Below are 16321 nucleotides of genomic sequence, written 5' to 3'. Positions count from 1 at the left end.
TTACCAGTTCCACATCGTCCCGTCGGTCAGGCGGGCGACCGGAAGATAGGCGGGCTTGTAGGGATATTTGGCGGCCAGCGTTTCGTCGATGTCGACGCCATGGCCCGGCGTATCGCCCACGAACATTTCGCCCGCTTCGAACCGATAATCATGCGGGAATACGGCGTCGGTTTCCGGCGTGTGGCGCATATATTCCTGAATACCGAAATTGGGCACCCAGGTGTCGAAATGCAGCGCCGTCCCCATGGTCACGGGCGACAGGTCGGTCGCGCCATGGCTTCCCGTGCGTACCTGATACAGCGCAGCTAGGTCGGCGATCCGGCGCAGATGCGTGACGCCGCCTGCGCCCACCACGGTGCAGCGGATATAATCGATCAACTGGTTCTGGATCAGATCCTTGCAATCCCAGATCGTGTTGAAAATCTCGCCGACGGCCAGCGGTGTCACGGTATGCTGGCGCACCAGTTTGAACGCTTCCTGATTTTCCGCAGGCGTGCAATCTTCCAGCCAGAACAGCTGATAAGGCTCCAGCATCTTGCCCAGATTGGCGGCTTCCTGCGGCGTATAGCGATGATGCCCGTCATGCAGCAGATGATGATCGAAGCCATAAGTGGCGCGCAATTTTTCGAACAATTTGGGGACATGATTGAGCGCCTTGCGCGTATCCCATCCGGTGACCGAGGGCAGCGCGGCATCTGCCGGTTCATAAAATAGCTTGCCGCGCCCGACGCCATAGGCGTCCTTGATTCCCGGCACGCCCGTCTGCGCGCGGATCGCCTTATAGCCCATGTCGATATATTGGCCCACGGCATCGACCGTTTCGGCGATATCGCTGCCATTGGCGTGGCCATAGACCATGATGCCGTCCCGGCTCTTGCCACCCAGCAGATCATACAGCGGCATGCCCGCCATCTTGCCCTTGATGTCCCACAGGGCGGTATCGACCGCGCTCACCGCGCGCATCGTCACCGGTCCACGCCGCCAATAGGCGCCGCGATACAGATATTGCCAGATATCCTCGATTCGGCGCGGGTCCATGTCGATCAGGCAGGGAATGACATGGTCCTCCAGATAAGAGACGACCGCCAGTTCGCGTCCGTTGAGCGTCGCATCGCCAATGCCATAGACGCCCTGATCGGTTTCGATCTTGAGCGTCACGAAATTGCGCCCCGGACAAGTGACGATGACGCGCGCCGATTGAATTTTCATGAGATACTTCCCCTCGCCAGTGGCCTTAGTTGGCAATTACCGTTAGGCTCACTCTTGCCGATTTCAACAAAATTGGTAAGGCCTATTTTCAGGCGAGGGCAGAAAAATGATTGAGACAGGCAAAAGTGCCGGTGGATCGGACCCGATGGAGGGTACGGAACGGCTATATCAGAAGCTGGCGCGCCGATTGTTCGAGGATCTGGCGGCCGGGCGCTACGCCATTGGCGACCGTCTGCCGGCTGAGCGCGAATTATCGGTGATGCACGGCGTCAGCCGTCCGGCCGTGCGCGAGGCGATGATCGCGCTGGAAGTCCAGGGGTTGATCGAGGTGCGGATCGGTTCCGGTGCCTATGTCCGCGCGCTGCCCGGCGATCAGGATCGGCCGGGCTTCACCGTCACCGCCTTCGAACTGATGGAAGCGCGGCTTTTGGTCGAAGGCGAAGCGGCGGCGCTCGCCGCGGTCAACATCCGGGACGATGAACTGGAAGAACTCGACCGGCTGGTGCAGCAAATGTCGGAAGAAAATCTTCTGCCCGGTGTCAGCACCGAAGCGGACCGCGCCTTCCACCTGCTCATCGCCTCTGCGACGCGCAACGCCGTGATCCACAGCCAGGTCGAGGAAATGTGGCGTTTGCGCTCGACCTCGCCAGACTGCGCGCTGCTGCTCGAAAAGGCGCGCACCGCCAATATCCAGCCCGTGGTTGCAGAACATAGTGTCGTGCGGGACGCGCTGCACGCCCGCGATCCTGCTGCCGCCAGAGCCGCGATGCGCGCGCATCTGGGCTCGGTCATCGATCATTTGCTGTTCACGATCGAGGAAGATGCGATCGAGGACGCCCGCCGCACCATCGCTTCCACCCGTGCGCGCTATGCCCGCGCCGCAACCTTATAGGTCTTGTTCATGCGTCCGCTGATCCTGCATCCTGATCGTCTGTTCCCAACCGATCCGTCCGTCCGTTCGATCGCCCGTCGGCTGTATGAAGCGGTCGCCGGCCTGCCGATCATCAGCCCCCATGGCCATACCGATCCGCGCTGGTTTGCCGACGATCAGCCCTTCGGCAATGCCAGCGAACTGCTGCTGACGCCCGACCATTATGTCTTTCGGATGCTCTATAGTCAGGGCATATCGCTTGATGCGATTGGGCTGGTGCCCAGGGAGGGCGAGGGCACCCCTGTCGATCCCCGCGCGGCATGGCGCATATTGGCGGAAAATTATACGCTGTTCCGGGGCACGCCGTCGCGCATGTGGCTCGATTGGGTCTTTGCCGAAGCCTTCGGCCTGACGGTCCAGCTCGATGCCGCGAGCGCGGACCTCTATTATGACACCATTACGCAGGCGCTGGCGACCGACGCATTCCGCCCGCGCGCGCTCTATGATCGCTTCAATATCGAAGTGATCACGACCACGGAATCGCCGCTCGACGATCTCGCCCATCACGCCGCGATCCTTGCCGACAATGATCGCGCCGATGGCTGGAAGGGTAGGGTGCTGACCGCTTACCGCCCCGATCCGGTCATCGACCCGCAATTTGACGGCTTTCGCGATAATCTGCGCAAGCTGTCCGACCTGACCGGCGAAGATGCGTTCGATTATCAGGGCTATCTCGCCGCGCACCGGCAGCGCCGCGCCTTTTTCGCCAGCATGGGCGCGACCTCGACCGATCATGGCCACCCGACCGCCGCAACCGCCGATCTGACGACGCAGAGGCGCGGGCGCTCTTCGCGCGCGTGACCGCCGATAGCGTGTCCGATGCCGACGCCGAACTGTTCCGCGCGCATATGCTGACCGTCATGGCTGGGATGAGCGTCGAGGATGGCATGGTGATGCAGATTCATCCCGGTGCCTACCGCAACCATAATGCGTCGCTCTTCACGCGCTTTGGCCGCGACAAGGGGGCCGATATTCCGATGGCCACCGAATATGTCCACGCGCTGCGCCCGTTGCTCACCCGCTATGGCAATGAAACAAACCTCACGATCATCCTCTTCACGCTCGATGAAACCAGTTACGCCCGCGAACTGGCACCGCTCGCCGGCCATTATCCCGCGCTCAAACTCGGCCCGGCTTGGTGGTTCCACGACAGTCCCGAAGGCATGCGCCGCTTCCGCAACCAGATGACCGAGACGGCGGGCTTCTACAATACGGTCGGCTTCAACGACGACACCCGCGCCTTCCTGTCCATTCCGGCGCGCCATGATGTCGCGCGGCGGATCGACTGCGGCTTCCTCGCCCAATGGGTCGCGGAACATCACATGGAGGAATGGGAGGCGGCCGAACTGGCGGTCGACCTGTCCTACACGCTGGCAAAGAAGGCGTATAAGCTGTGAGACTGTCGCAAGAGAACATCGCCGCGCTGAACGTGGACGTCGAACGGCCGGGCTATGACCGCGCTGCCCAGGCCTGCGGTATCGTCCATTTCGGCATCGGTGCCTTTCACCGCGCGCATCAGGCGGTCTATACGGACGATGCCATGGCGGCGGGTGACCGTGACTGGGGTATCACCGGCGTATCGCTGCGATCGGGCGATGTCGCCGATCAGATGGAGCCGCAGGACGGCCTATTCACCGTGTCGGAACGTGGCAGCGGCAGCCAGCGCACCCGCTTGATCGGCGCGGTGCAGCGCGTACTTGTCGCGCCGCGCGACCCGGCCGCCGTCGTCGCGGCGCTGGCCAGCAGCAGCACGCACATCGTCAGCTTCACCGTAACGGAAAAGGGCTATTGCCGCACGCCTGCAGGCCAGCTTGATCTGGCCATGCTCGAACCGGAACTGGCCGATGGCGCAACCCCCCGCAGCATTTACGGCTTCCTCGCCACCGGGCTGGCGCAGCGACGCGCTGCTGGCATGCCGGGCCTGACCCTGGTCAGCTGCGACAATCTCGCGGAAAATGGCGCGGTCCTGTCGGTCCTGCTCAACGCCTATCTTGATCGCGTCGATCCCGGCCTCGCCGCCTGGTTCCGCCGCGAATGCGCTTGCCCCTCCACCATGGTCGACCGCATCGTGCCCGCCGTGACCGATGCCGACCGCCAGCAGATCGCCGATACCATCGGCATGGAGGATGCCGCCGCCGTCATCACCGAACCCTTCCGCCAATGGGTGATAGAGGATCGTTTTGCGGGGCCTCGCCCGCGCTGGGAGGTCGGCGGCGCGCAACTGGTGGCCGATGTGCGCCAGCATGAAGCCGCCAAGCTGCGGATGCTCAACGGCGCGCATTCCGCGCTCGCCTATCTCGGTCTCGCCCAGGGTCATGACTTCGTGCATCAGGCGATCGCCGATCCGACCCTGCGTCCCTTGATCGAGCAACTCATGCGCCATGAGGCAGGCGTCAGCCTCGGCAGCGACCCTGGCCTCGACATCGACGCCTATGCCGCGCAATTGCTCGCGCGCTTTGCCAATTCGGCCCTGCCCCATCGGCTCGCGCAGATCGCGGTCGACGGGTCGCAGAAAATCCCGCAACGCTGGCTGGAACCGCTGGCGATCAACCTGGCCGCCGGGCGCGCCTGTCCCGCAACATTGAAAGCCCTGGCCGCCTGGATGCTCCATGTCCGCGGCGATGCGCGGGTGGTGGACGATCCCATGGCGGTGCAGCTTGCCGCTTTATGGCAATCGGCCGGGACTGCGGGCATCGTCACCACCCTGTTCGGCGAACAGGGGCTGTTCGCCGATCGCTGGACCGTCACCGACCAGAGCCGCGCGCTGCTCCAGGCCGAAGTGGATCAGATGGCGGCAGTCTGATCGACGGCAGTTTCAATCGCATAATGGATGGGCTTGAAACTGCCGGCGTTGGAGTCAGGCGCCGAACAGGCGGTAAGGCCGATGATGAGGTCCATCTCCGCCCGGAACCGGATATGATCACCCGCCTTGCTGACCGGCGGCAGCACGCGCAACTTGCCATCCGGCGCGACCGGCACGTTCATGAAGCAATTGAACGCCACGGGAATCGCGTCCGGCTCGATCCCATAGGGTGCGAGCGCTTCCGCCAGATTGCCGAAACAGCCGCGATGCGGTTCCAGGTCGGGATAAAAATGGTGGAAGGTATCGATGGAGCAGGGCGTCAGCAGAAAATCATGCCGCCCCACAGTATCGGCGATAATGGTCAGCATCGGCTGCGACCGATTGGAATAGAGCCTATGGCCGGTGGTTAGGCTGATCGTTTCGGCATAATCCAGCGTCCGCCCGGACGAAATGACTTCCCGCACATCGGCAGCATTATAGGCCAACAGGTCGGCCACTTGCTCGCCCTTGGGGTCGGTCACCGTCAGCGCGGCCCCGCGCGGAAGCCGGAATGCCGCGCCGCTCCGCTCGGCGATGACATGTACGCCATTGGTCATGCTTTTTCTCCCCGATATTCGAAGGGGGCCACCCACTGATCGCCCACTGCGCGCCCGGAATATTGCCGTGCCTCGCTATTTTCGCCGAACCGCTCCAGCATCGGATTGCGTGACCCGGCGAGCGCTTCGTCGCGCACCAATATCTTCTCGCGCATCGTCTCATATTTCCCTTCCGCGCGCAGCTGTTCGAACTGATCGTGCAGATTGAAGATCAGGGTAGGGTGTTTGAAGCGGCGCGCCGGTCGGCTCGCACGGGGGTGCAGGCCGACGATGAAATAGGCCTCGCCGCCAAAGCTCAGCGAGAAATGAGGGTTGTTCGGATCGGCACTGACCCGTTTGTCGTAATTTTGGCCGCGCCACGCATCCTTGTCGCTCAGCGATTGCACCCGGTCCCACAGGCGCGCTCGAACGCCTCCTCCGACAAATCATCCGGCCCTTCGAACACCGCGGCAAAGCTGCGGAACAGGCCGGGCTTGTCCTTGTAAGTGCTGGTAAAGCCGAGCAGCGCATCATGCACGCGCAGGTCATCCCACGCGCTGTCGATGCTGTTGCACGCCAGCGTTATCAGGTTGCCGCGCGCCAATGCGGCCTTCGCGCCGACGCAGGGGAATGCGGGCGCGACGATATGGTCCTGCAACTCGGATTCGAGTTGGACTTGGGACTTATGCGTCCAGGGAAACATGCTGCATTCCATTTCAGTGTCTGTTCGTTTCAGCCCCGATAACGTTTCGATTCCAAAATTGGCCGCACCGGCCGAACCAAAATCTGATTGATACAGATTATTTCTGCCGCAATCATACCGCATCGGGCACAGGCGTTGCGGCATCGGGATCACGCCCACGGTTCCGGTCAAGCAGCCGCATCGCCGGGGTCACGGTCAGCCCATGGAACAGGATCGACAGCACAGCGACGAGGCCGACGATCGCCCAAAGCCGCTCGCCCGAATCCAGCGGCATATGATTGAGCCCATAGGCAAGATAGTAGAAGGATCCGACGCCACGGATGCCGAAAAAGGCCAAAGTCAGCTTCTCGGGCAACGCCGCGCGAAACCCGATCATCGCCAGCATGCCCGCCACCGGGCGGACGATCAGGATGATCGCGACGGCGGCAGCCACATCGGTCCAACGCAGCGCGCTGAGCAGCCCATTGGCAAGCGCTCCACCCAGCAGGATCAACACCACCATCATCGCCAGCCGTTCGATCTGTTCGGTGATATTGTGCATGGCGTGGTTGAAATCATGCGCATGATGCGACCGGCGCAGGGTCAATGCCGTGACGAAGACGGCCAGGAATCCATAGGCATCGGCAATCTCGGTCAGGCCATAAGAAACGAACGTCGCGGCGATGGCAATCAGGCCATCGCCCGTCTTTGACAATTTCGTTTCGGCCGGCACATGATAGGTCAGCCAACCGAAAATCTTGCCGATCAGCCAGCCACCGACCACGCCGACGCCGATTTCCCACAATACGCTGTGCGACACCCACTGCCGGGCCCACGGCTCGCCGACGGAGGCGGCAAGGCCGAGCGCTAATGCCAGATTGACGAAGGGAAAGGCCAGCCCGTCATTCAGGCCCGCTTCGGACGTCAGGCCGAACCGCACTTCATCCTCTTCGCCCGTCTTTGGCGGCCCGACCTGCACATCGGCGGCCAGGACAGGATCGGTCGGGGCTAGGCTGGCACCCAGCAGCAATGCAGCGGCCCAGGGCAGTCCCAGCCCCCAGCCACCAAGAAGGGTGATCGCCGCAATGCTGATGGGCATGGTGATGATGAGCAACCGCCACGTCACGCCCCAGCGCCGCCAACTGAACGCGCGATCGAGTTTCAACCCCGCCCCCATCAGGGCGATGATCACCACGAATTCGGTAAAGCGCTCCGTGATGTCGGGATAGTCGAAGGGCATCGGCCGGAGCGTCACGGCGGGTATGGAGAAAATGGCCGCGCCAATGCCGATACAGATGATCGGCAGCGACAGCGGCAACTTCTGCAGCGCAAGCGGAAGCCAGGCGACAAGGGCGATCAAAACCCCCGCGCCGGTCAGCCAGAGGATATAGGGTTCAGGCGCAGCTAAATGAATCATGAACGCCTAACGGTTGGCGCGACGAAGCGTTTCCTCCTCGATGCCGATGGAACGTCGCGCCTCGCGGCTTGTTGGCTTGGGGGGGAGCGATTGGCGGCCCGCAAGGAGCAGGATATGATATTCGATAGCTGGGCCGAATTGCTGCGCGTCATGACATTGGGCGCGGCCGCCTATCTGGCACTGGTTACGACCTTGCGCATCAGCGGCAAACGCACCCTGGCGAAGATGAACGCCTTCGACCTGGTCGTGACGGTTGCGCTCGGATCGACCTTGGCGACGATCCTGCTGTCCAAGGACGTCGCCCTGGCGGAGGGCGTGGTCGGCTTTTTGGTGCTCGTGGGTCTGCAATATCTCATCGCCGCCAAGTCCGTGCGGTTTTCCTGGGTCGAAAATCTGGCCAAATCCGAACCGAAAGCCTTGTTGCACAACGGCGTCCCGGATGAAGCCGCGTTGCGGCACGAGCGGGTCACGCAGGAGGAACTCCTCTCTGCCGTCCGCGCGGCGGGCTTTGGCGGCCTCGACCTGGTCGCCGCTGTCGTCCTGGAAACTGACGGCAGCTTCAGCGTGGTGTCGATGGACAAGGTTGGTTCGCGATCGGCCATTCCCATGGTCAAGGGCGTCGCCGCATGAGCGCGTCCGACAAGGGCGATTTGGCGCAGGACCGCACCGACCTCGCCGAGGATCGAACCTTGCTTGCGCACGAACGCAGCTTCGCCAGCTGGATCCGCACCGGCATGGCATCGGTGGGTATCGCGCTCGGCTTTCATGCATTGTTCGATGCGGTCGATCCGGCCTGGGTGTCGAAAAGCATCGCATCGACATTTTTGCTGATCGCGATCTTCATATTTATCTCGGCGGAACGTCGCGCCTGTCGCATCAAGGGACGGCTGGATTCGCATAGCGTCGCGGCATTGCAATCCGTGCGGATCCGCCTCATGGCATGGAGCCTGATTGCCGCGACGTTCGGATTATTGGCGGCGATATGGCTGCTTGTGCGCGCCTGACAGGCCATGGCCAGGCAGGATGGTCGCATTTGACATCGTCAATCGCCCGACTGGGGATCTGCCGCGAAATCACCATTCAGCACGATCGCATCGATCCGGCGCAACATCGCCGCGAACTGGTCCAACTCGCCCTTGGCGAAGTGACGGAAAATCTCCTGCTCCAGCGCCAGCGCCTTGGGGACCACGGCCTCATACAGCGCTTTTCCGTCATTCGTCAGAACCAGCAAGTGCGACCGCTGATCGGCGGCATGGGGCATGCGCGCAATCAGGTCGCGCGCGATCAGGCTCCTGGCCGCGCGGCTCACCGTCACCTTGTCCATCCGTGTTTTGAGGCCGATCGCCTGCTGCGTGATCCCGTCCGCGCTCTCGGCCGTCACCGCGATCACCCGCCACTCGGGAATGCGCAGTCCGAACAGCGCCTGATAGGCGCTCGCCACCGCGTCGCTCACCAGATTGGCGGTGAAGGACAATCGATAGGGCAGGAAATGGTCGAGTATGAGCGTAGCAGTGGACATGGAATATAGTAACATTTGACACCAATTCGGCAAGGCCTATGATGGTTGCAAAGGAAACCATAAGCCGGAGAGGGTAGGGGAATGCGTGCAAGCGACGACATGATGACCGGCTTTGCCAATCATTTCGCGACGCAGGCGGTGCCCGGCGCGCTGCCGGTCGGCTGCAATTCGCCGCAGAAGGTGCCCTTTGGCCTCTACGCCGAACAGCTATCGGGCACCGCCTTCACCGCGCCGCGCGCCGAAAATCGCCGCAGCTGGCTCTACCGTCTGCGCCCCACCGCGCAACATGGTGCCTATCGACCCTGGGCAGGGGCTGATCGCCTCCGGTCCGCGCCCTTCACCGACCTGCCGCCATCCCCCAATCGTCTGCGCTGGGATCCGCTGCCGATCCCGACCGACCCAACCGATTTCCTCGACGGCCTCGTCACCTATTGCGGCAATGGCGATGTCGCGGCGGGCATGGGGCAGGGGGTGCATCTCTACGCCTGCAACCGCTCGATGCAGGGCCGTGCCTTCTTCAACGCCGATGGCGAAATGCTGATCGTGCCGCAGGAAGGGGCCATCCGCCTCATCACCGAACTCGGCCGCTTCGACGTCGCCCCGCTCCAGATCGCGCTCATCCCGCGCGGCCTGCGCTTCCGCGTCGCATTGCTGGAGCCGAGCGCGCGCGGCTATGTCTGCGAAAATTACGGCGCGGCCTTCCGCCTGCCCGACCTTGGCCCGATCGGATCGAACGGCCTCGCCAATCCGCGTGATTTCGAAACGCCGGTCGCCTGGTTCGAGGATGTCGACGCGCCGGTCGACTTGATCCAGAAATTCCAGGGTCAGCTTTGCTCGACCCGCCTGCCGCACAGCCCGTTCGATGTCGTCGCCTGGCACGGCAATCTCGCGCCCTGTCGTTACGACCTGCGCCGCTTCAACACGATCAACACGGTCAGCTACGACCATCCCGACCCGTCCATCTTCACCGTCCTCACCAGCCCCAGCGACACGCCGGGCACCGCCAATTGCGACTTCGTCATCTTCCCGCCGCGCTGGATGGTGGCGGAAGAGACATTTCGCCCGCCCTGGTTTCACCGCAACGTCATGAGCGAATTTATGGGCCTGATAACAGGAGCCTATGACGCAAAGGCAGGCGGTTTCGCGCCCGGTGGCGCATCGCTGCACAATCAGATGGCCAGCCACGGCCCCGACCGCGCCAGCTATGAAGCGGGCATCACCGCCGCCTTGGCCCCGCACAAGATCGAAGCCACCATGGCCTTCATGGTCGAAAGCCGCTTCCCCTTCCGCGCCACAAAGTTCGCCGCGCAAGCCCCCTTCGCCCAGCCCGACTATGACCAGTGCTGGGATGGCTTCAACAAGGCCCAGCTACCCACAGACAAGGACGCCGCATGACCGATCACACCCACGCCGCCGACCTGCAAAGCTGGGTCACCAGCGCGAACGGCCATGCCGCCTTCCCGATCCAAAACTTACCGCTCGGCATCTTTTCGCCACCCGACGGCGGCCCACGCGCGGGCGTCGCGATTGGCGACTATATCCTTGATATAAGAGAAATAATTGACATTCTGCCGACTGACTTACAGGCCGCGCTGAACGAAACCCGCCTCAACACATTCTTCGCCCTGCCAACCGTCCTCCGGCGCGAATTACGCAAAGCAGTGTCCGCTTCGCTGTCCGATTTGGCGTTTCAGGCAGCGGTCGAACCTGCCCTACACGCGATGGATGCCTGCGCACTCCACCTGCCAGTGACGATCGGCGACTATACCGACTTCTATGTCGGCATCCATCACGCCACCCATGTCGGCCAGTTATTTCGCCCCGACAATCCGCTGCTGCCCAATTATAAATATGTCCCCATCGGCTATCATGGCCGCGCCTCCTCGATCCGCCCTTCCGGCGTCCCCGTTGTCCGTCCCTCCGGCCAGACGAAGGGACTACAGGATAGCGAACCGCGCTTCGGTCCGACCCGACGGCTCGATTATGAACTCGAATTGGGCCTTTGGATCGGGGAGGGCAACGCCCTCGGCGAACCGATCCCGATCGGCCAGGCCGCCGATCATATTGCGGGCTTCTGCCTGCTCAACGACTGGTCGGCTCGCGATTTTCAGGCGTGGGAATATGTGCCGCTCGGTCCCTTCCTCGCCAAGAATTTCCATTCCACCATATCGCCCTGGGTCATCACGCCCGAAGCGCTGGCCCCTTTCCGCACTGCGCAGCCAGCACGGGATGCCGCTGACCCCAAGCCTTTGCCCTATCTCTGGGACGAGCAGGATCAGGCGGGCGGTGCTCTCGCGCTCGACCTTAGCGTCACTCTGTCCACCGCCCGCATGCGCGATCAGGGGCTGCCGGACTTCGCGCTCAGCCACGGTCCCTCATCGAACATGTATTGGACACCCGCGCAGATCGTCGCCCATCATGCCTCGAACGGCTGCAACCTCCAGCCCGGCGACCTGCTCGGCACCGGCACCATTTCCGGTCCCGACCGCAACGCCTATGGCAGCTTGCTGGAGATCAGCCGTGGCGGCGCGGAACCGATCACCTTGCCATCGGGCGAACAGCGCACCTTCCTGGAGGATGGCGACGAAGTGATCCTCACCGCGACCGCGCAGCGTGACGGCTTTGCGTCCATCGGCTTTGGCGAATGCCGCGCCCGCATCCTGCCGGCGAAAGGCTGACGGGCATGATCCTGCATGGCTATTGGCGATCGACCGCTTCCTACCGGGTCCGCATCGCGCTGGCGCTTAAGGGGCTGGACTGTCGCCAGACGGCCCACGACCTGCGCACCGGCGCGCATCGCGCCCCGTCCTATCGCGCGCTCAACCCGCAAGCGCTGGTCCCCGCGCTGGAAACCCCGGACGGCGTCCTCACCCAGTCCAGCGCGATCATCGAATGGCTAGACGAGGAATATCCCAACCCGCCGCTACTGCCCGCTAAGACGTTCGATCGCGCAGTGGTGCGCGGCATGGCGGCGCTTGTCGCGTGCGACATTCACCCGCTCCACAATCTGCGTGTCCTCGACCGGCTACGCGGTGATTTCGCGGCGACCCCCGATCAGATATCCGCCTGGATCGGCCATTGGATCAGCGAAGGCTTTGCTGCGCTGGAGGAACAGATTGCGCGCCACGGCGGCGACTTCGCCTTCGGCGACAGCCCAGGCCTGGCCGACTGTTTCCTGCTGCCGCAACTTTATGCCGCCCATCGCTTCGACGTCGATGTGCAGCCCTTCCCGCTGATCCGTGCAATCGGTGCGCGCCTGTCGGCACTCGCCCCCGTCGCGCAGGCCCACCCCGACCAGCAGCCCGACGCCGATCGCCCCTAGAGCAGCCCTGCGTCCTTATGCGCCAGCCGCCGTCCGGTGATCAGCGTCTGGCCGATGAACAGGATGATCAGCAGGCCGCCGACCGCGCCGACGAAGATGTCGAAGCCCGACCAGCGCCCGAACAGGCCCGGCCCATAGCCCAGCGTCATCATCATGATGGTCAGGCCGATCAGCATCAGCCGCAATTCGGTCGGCCCGGCCGACAGATAGGAGAGTTTGAACTCGCCCAGCACGCGGGCGGAAAGATAGGCGTGGATCGACAACAGCAGATAACCCGCCAGGGCTACCATCGCCACGTCCATCGTGACGAAGGGGCTAAGCCCGATACCCGCCAGGATCAGCAGCGTCACCAACCCGTCGCAGCTATGGTCGATGAAATAGCCGTAGGATGGCCGCTCGATATGCCGGAACCGCGCCAGGCTGCCATCCATTGAATCGCCGAACCATTGCACGACATAACCGATGATCGCCAGGATCAGCCAGTCCGGCCCCCAATTGCTGGCCACATAGCCGGCAAAGGTCATCATGGCACCGATAACCCCGGCCAATGTCAGACGGTCGGGCGTAACCCATTGTGGCATCCGGCTACACAGCCAGGTAAGGAGGCGTCGTTCGGCCTTGGCGAGAAAATTCTGCTGTATGCGATCAAGCGCGCCGGGGCCGCTTTGTAATGCGTTTGTCATATCTCCCTATCGGCCAACCTGCCGCTGACGGCAATGGTCCTGTCACACGGTCCGTCGCCAACCGGGCTTAGGACGTCATCCGTCCGGTGATCGCAGCGGCAAATGGTTGCCACGCTATGCCATGGCCGCGCGTCCAATCGGCATCATAATAGGTGCAACCATAGCGGTCGCCGCTGTCGCACAACAGGGTCACGATACTCCCCTGTTCGCCCCCCCGCGCCATGTCATCGGCGATCGCCAGGCAGGCCCAGATGTTAGTGCCGGTCGATCCCCCGACGCGGCGGCCCAATATCCCCGCCAGCGCATGCATCGCGCCGATCGACTGCGCATCCTCCACCGCGATCATCCGGTCGATTACCGAGGGGATGAAGCTCGGCTCGACGCGGGGCCGCCCAATGCCCTCGATCCGCGCGGCGCAGCCTTCGGGCAGGGTCGTGACCGACGGGTCGGCATGGTGGCGGTGAAAGACCGAGTTGACCGGATCGGCGACGCACAGGCGGGTCGCATGCCGTTCGTAGCGGATGAAGCGGCCGATCGTCGCCGACGTGCCACCCGTCCCGGCGCCGCAGACGATCCAGCTGGGAATGGGATATTCTTCCTGCGCCATCTGGGTGAAGATGCTCTGCGCGATATTATTATTGCCGCGCCAGTCGGTCGCGCGCTCGGCATAGGTGAACTGATCGAGATAATGGCCACCCGTCTCCTGCGCCAGTCGCTGGGCGGTGGCATAGACGGTGCGGGGATCATCGACGGCATGGATTTCGCCGCCCTGAAAGCGGATCGCGTCGAGCTTGGGCGCGGCGGTGGAGGCCGGTACGACGGCGATGAAGCGCAACCCCAGCATCTTGGCGAAATAGGCTTCGGACACGGCGGTCGAGCCGGATGAGGCCTCGATCACCGTCGTCTGCGGCCCGATCCATTCGTTGCACAGCGCATAGAGAAACAGCGAGCGCGCAAGCCGATGCTTGAGGCTGCCGGTCGGGTGCGAGCTTTCGTCCTTCAGATAGAGGGTGATGCCGGGGTGACGCGGAAGGGGCAGGCGGATGAGGTGGGTGTCGGCGGAGCGGTTATAATCCGCCTCGATCCGCCTTATCGCCTCGGCCAGCCAGTCCCGCGACACCCCACCGCTCATGCGGCCAGGCCCAGCGCCCGCAGCAGCGCGGCCGAATCCGGCTCGCGGCCCCGGAAGCCGACGAAATTGTCGAGCGCGGGCCGCGATCCGCCCCGTGCCAGCACATGGTCGCGGAACAGGCCACCCAAGGCGGCGCGGTCGGCGCGCTCGTCGGCAAAGGCCTCGAAGGCATCGGCGGACAGGCGTTCGGCCCACAAATAGCTGTAATAGCCCGCCGCATAGCCGCCTGCGAAGATATGGCTGAAGCCATGGGCGAAGCGATGCCATTCGGGCGGGTGGATGACCGCCACTTCCTGTCGAACCGCCTGCAGCACTTGCTGCGCGGAGGGACCATCGGGCTGCGCCGCTGCCAGATGCAGGCGCAGGTCGAACAGGGCGAACTCCACCTGCCGCAGCAAAGCGAGCGCGCCCATGAAGCGGCGCGCGGCGAGCATGCGGCCGATCATCGCCTCGTCCAGCGGCGCGCCGCTCGTCTCATGCGCCGAAACCCGGCGCAGCATGGCGGGCTCCCAGGCGAAATTCTCCAGGAACTGGCTCGGCAGTTCCACCGCATCCCATTCGACTCCGGATATGCCGCCGATCGAGGGCAGGTCCACCTGCGTCAGCAGATGATGCAGGCAATGGCCCATTTCGTGGAACAGGGTGACCATATCCGAATGGGTAAGGTGGGCCGGACGATCCGCGCCGCCGCTGGCGAAATTGCACACCAGATAAGCGATCGGCATCTGTTCCCGGTCGGCTTCGCGCAGACGGGGACGGCACACGTCCATCCACGCGCCACCGCGCTTGCCCGCACGCGCAAACATGTCGCAATAAAGCGCGGCGACGGGTGCTGCCTCGCCCGCCCGATGCAGCGTGAAATAACGCACATCGGGATGCCAGACGGGGGCGTCGCCATCGGCAGCGCGGATCTCCAGTTCGAACAGATCGGTGACCAACGCGAACAACCCGTCAAGCACACGCGCCAGCGGCAGATGCGCGCGGATTTCCGCTTCGTCCACCGCATGCACCGCGCGGCGCATATGCTCGGTCACATAGGCCACGTCCCATGGCTCGATGGTCGCGATGTCGAGATGATCGCGGGCAAAGGCAGCCAGTTCGGCCAATTCCTCCTGCGCGCGCGGGCGCGCCCGTTGCGCCAGATCGATAAGGAAAGCATCGACCTCCTCCCCGTCGCGCGCCATCTTGGTCGAGAGCGACAGCGCCACCGCATCGGCATGGCCGAGAAAGCGCGCCGCATCCTGCCGCAAGGCCAGCAATTGCGCGATCCGGTCGCCATTGTCGAACTGGCCCGCCTGCGGTCCCTGATCGGAGGCGCGGGTGCCATAGGCTTCGTACACGGTGCGCCGCAGGTCGCGGTCCTGTGCAAAGGCGGTAATCGCGCGCACCGATGGCGCGTGAAGATCGACCAGCCAGCCTTCCAGTCCCTTCGCCTGAGCGGCGCGCGCCATCGCGTCCTGATCGTTCTGCGGCACACCTGCGAGACGCGTGTCGTCGGTCAGGTGCAGCGTCCAGGCTTCGGTCGCGTCCATGACTGCATTGGCGAATTCGGTCGCTAGTCGCCCCTGTTCGACACTATTGGCGGCAAAGGCGGCGCGATCTTCCCCATCCAGGCTGACGCCCGACAATTCGAAGCCGCGCAGCGTCAGCGTCAGTGCGCGGGCTTGCCCTTCGTCCAGTCCCTCGGTCGGGATCGCGGCCAGCGCATCATAAAGCGGCCGGTCCTGTCCAACCTCGGCAAAATAGCTGTGGATCAGCGGCTGGGCTTCCCCATGGGCGGCACGCAGTTCGGGGCTGTTGGTCACGCCGATCAGATGGTCGACCGTGCCCCATATGCGCGATAGGGCCGCGTCCGCGCTTTCCTTGGCCAGGAAGACGGCGGCAAAACCCTTCGCCTGGGCGCATTGGGCCATGGCCGCGCGGTGGGTGGCGATCGCACTTTCCACGGCGGGCAGGACATGGTCGGGGTGGATGGCGCCGAACTGGGGATGCAGGCGGCTGTCGAGCAGGGGATTGGCTTGGGTCATGCCCTTGCCCTTACACGGGAC

General features: G+C 63.6%; 14 protein-coding genes and 2 pseudogenes. 8 read left to right on the top strand and 8 right to left on the bottom strand.

Going from position 1 to position 16321, the window contains the following annotated elements; all coding sequences use genetic code 11:
• On the bottom strand, nucleotides 1–1209 hold the full coding sequence (manD, locus tag BF95_RS00300; protein WP_043148595.1) for a D-mannonate dehydratase ManD: 1209 nt from the start codon (nucleotides 1207–1209) through the stop codon (nucleotides 1–3).
• 106 nt (nucleotides 1210–1315) lie between these two features.
• Between manD and BF95_RS00295 the strand changes: the two genes are divergently transcribed.
• The 3 genes and pseudogenes from BF95_RS00295 (at nucleotide 1316) to BF95_RS00285 (ending at nucleotide 4943) form a co-directional block, all read left to right on the top strand.
• On the top strand, nucleotides 1316–2101 hold the full coding sequence (locus BF95_RS00295) for a FadR/GntR family transcriptional regulator (protein WP_051519778.1): 786 nt from the start codon (nucleotides 1316–1318) through the stop codon (nucleotides 2099–2101).
• Nucleotides 2102–2110: 9 nt separating this feature from the next.
• Nucleotides 2111–3537 (top strand): annotated as a pseudogene (uxaC, locus tag BF95_RS00290) (glucuronate isomerase).
• Nucleotides 3534–4943, top strand: a complete 1410-nt coding sequence (locus BF95_RS00285; protein WP_051519777.1) for a mannitol dehydrogenase family protein — start codon at nucleotides 3534–3536, stop codon at nucleotides 4941–4943. The pseudogene uxaC and the gene BF95_RS00285 overlap by 4 nt, the downstream one beginning before the upstream one ends.
• Here the strand turns inward: BF95_RS00285 and BF95_RS00280 are convergent.
• The 3 genes and pseudogenes from BF95_RS00280 to BF95_RS00270 form a co-directional block, all read right to left on the bottom strand.
• On the bottom strand, nucleotides 4925–5539 hold the full coding sequence (locus BF95_RS00280) for a DUF1989 domain-containing protein (protein WP_043148594.1): 615 nt from the start codon (nucleotides 5537–5539) through the stop codon (nucleotides 4925–4927). The two genes, BF95_RS00285 and BF95_RS00280, sit on opposite strands and share 19 nt — an antisense overlap.
• Nucleotides 5536–6221: pseudogene (gene gntA, locus BF95_RS00275) on the bottom strand (guanitoxin biosynthesis heme-dependent pre-guanitoxin N-hydroxylase GntA). The gene BF95_RS00280 and the pseudogene gntA overlap by 4 nt, the downstream one beginning before the upstream one ends.
• A 112-nt stretch (nucleotides 6222–6333) precedes the next feature.
• Nucleotides 6334–7617: a cation:proton antiporter gene (locus BF95_RS00270; RefSeq protein ID WP_043148593.1), complete on the bottom strand. Its 1284-nt coding sequence runs from the start codon at nucleotides 7615–7617 to the stop codon at nucleotides 6334–6336.
• A gap of 114 nt (nucleotides 7618–7731) precedes the next feature.
• On the opposite strand from BF95_RS00270, the gene BF95_RS00265 reads away from it, so the two are divergent.
• Together BF95_RS00265 and BF95_RS00260 are read left to right on the top strand one after the other, a co-directional pair.
• Nucleotides 7732–8247 carry a DUF421 domain-containing protein gene (locus BF95_RS00265; protein WP_043148767.1) on the top strand — a complete coding sequence of 172 codons (516 nt, stop codon included), beginning with the start codon at nucleotides 7732–7734 and terminating at the stop codon, nucleotides 8245–8247.
• Nucleotides 8244–8621 carry a DUF202 domain-containing protein gene (locus tag BF95_RS00260; RefSeq protein WP_043148592.1) on the top strand — a complete coding sequence of 126 codons (378 nt, stop codon included), beginning with the start codon at nucleotides 8244–8246 and terminating at the stop codon, nucleotides 8619–8621. Before BF95_RS00265 ends, BF95_RS00260 begins: the two co-directional genes overlap by 4 nt.
• Before the next feature lie 38 nt (nucleotides 8622–8659).
• On the opposite strand, the gene BF95_RS00255 is transcribed toward BF95_RS00260, so the two are convergent.
• Nucleotides 8660–9136, bottom strand: coding sequence for a MarR family winged helix-turn-helix transcriptional regulator (locus BF95_RS00255; protein ID WP_043148590.1), 477 nt, complete (start codon nucleotides 9134–9136; stop codon nucleotides 8660–8662).
• Between the two features lie 102 nt (nucleotides 9137–9238).
• On the opposite strand from BF95_RS00255, the gene hmgA reads away from it, so the two are divergent.
• Genes hmgA through maiA form a run of 3 tightly spaced genes read left to right on the top strand, consistent with a single transcriptional unit; the run spans nucleotide 9239 to nucleotide 12458 of the window.
• Nucleotides 9239–10531 carry a homogentisate 1,2-dioxygenase gene (gene hmgA / locus BF95_RS00250; RefSeq protein ID WP_043148765.1) on the top strand — a complete coding sequence of 431 codons (1293 nt, stop codon included), beginning with the start codon at nucleotides 9239–9241 and terminating at the stop codon, nucleotides 10529–10531.
• Nucleotides 10528–11814: a fumarylacetoacetase gene (gene fahA, locus BF95_RS00245; protein WP_043148589.1), complete on the top strand. Its 1287-nt coding sequence runs from the start codon at nucleotides 10528–10530 to the stop codon at nucleotides 11812–11814. Before hmgA ends, fahA begins: the two co-directional genes overlap by 4 nt.
• Nucleotides 11815–11819: 5 nt before the next feature.
• Entirely contained in the window at nucleotides 11820–12458 is a 639-nt protein-coding gene (gene maiA / locus BF95_RS00240) for a maleylacetoacetate isomerase (protein ID WP_043148763.1), read from the top strand.
• Here the strand turns inward: maiA and BF95_RS00235 are convergent.
• From BF95_RS00235 to BF95_RS00225, 3 genes are all read right to left on the bottom strand, one after another.
• Entirely contained in the window at nucleotides 12455–13141 is a 687-nt protein-coding gene (locus tag BF95_RS00235) for a CDP-alcohol phosphatidyltransferase family protein (protein WP_043148588.1), read from the bottom strand. The two genes, maiA and BF95_RS00235, sit on opposite strands and share 4 nt — an antisense overlap.
• 67 nt (nucleotides 13142–13208) lie before the next feature.
• Nucleotides 13209–14273, bottom strand: coding sequence for a PLP-dependent cysteine synthase family protein (locus BF95_RS00230; protein ID WP_043148587.1), 1065 nt, complete (start codon nucleotides 14271–14273; stop codon nucleotides 13209–13211).
• On the bottom strand, nucleotides 14270–16300 hold the full coding sequence (locus BF95_RS00225; RefSeq protein ID WP_043148586.1) for a M3 family metallopeptidase: 2031 nt from the start codon (nucleotides 16298–16300) through the stop codon (nucleotides 14270–14272). Before BF95_RS00225 ends, BF95_RS00230 begins: the two co-directional genes overlap by 4 nt.
• Nucleotides 16301–16321: the final 21 nt, after the last annotated feature.

This window comes from Sphingobium sp. Ant17 (assembly GCF_000588875.1).
Lineage (GTDB): Bacteria > Pseudomonadota > Alphaproteobacteria > Sphingomonadales > Sphingomonadaceae > Sphingobium.
This window is presented reverse-complemented; position numbering and strand designations above follow the sequence as displayed.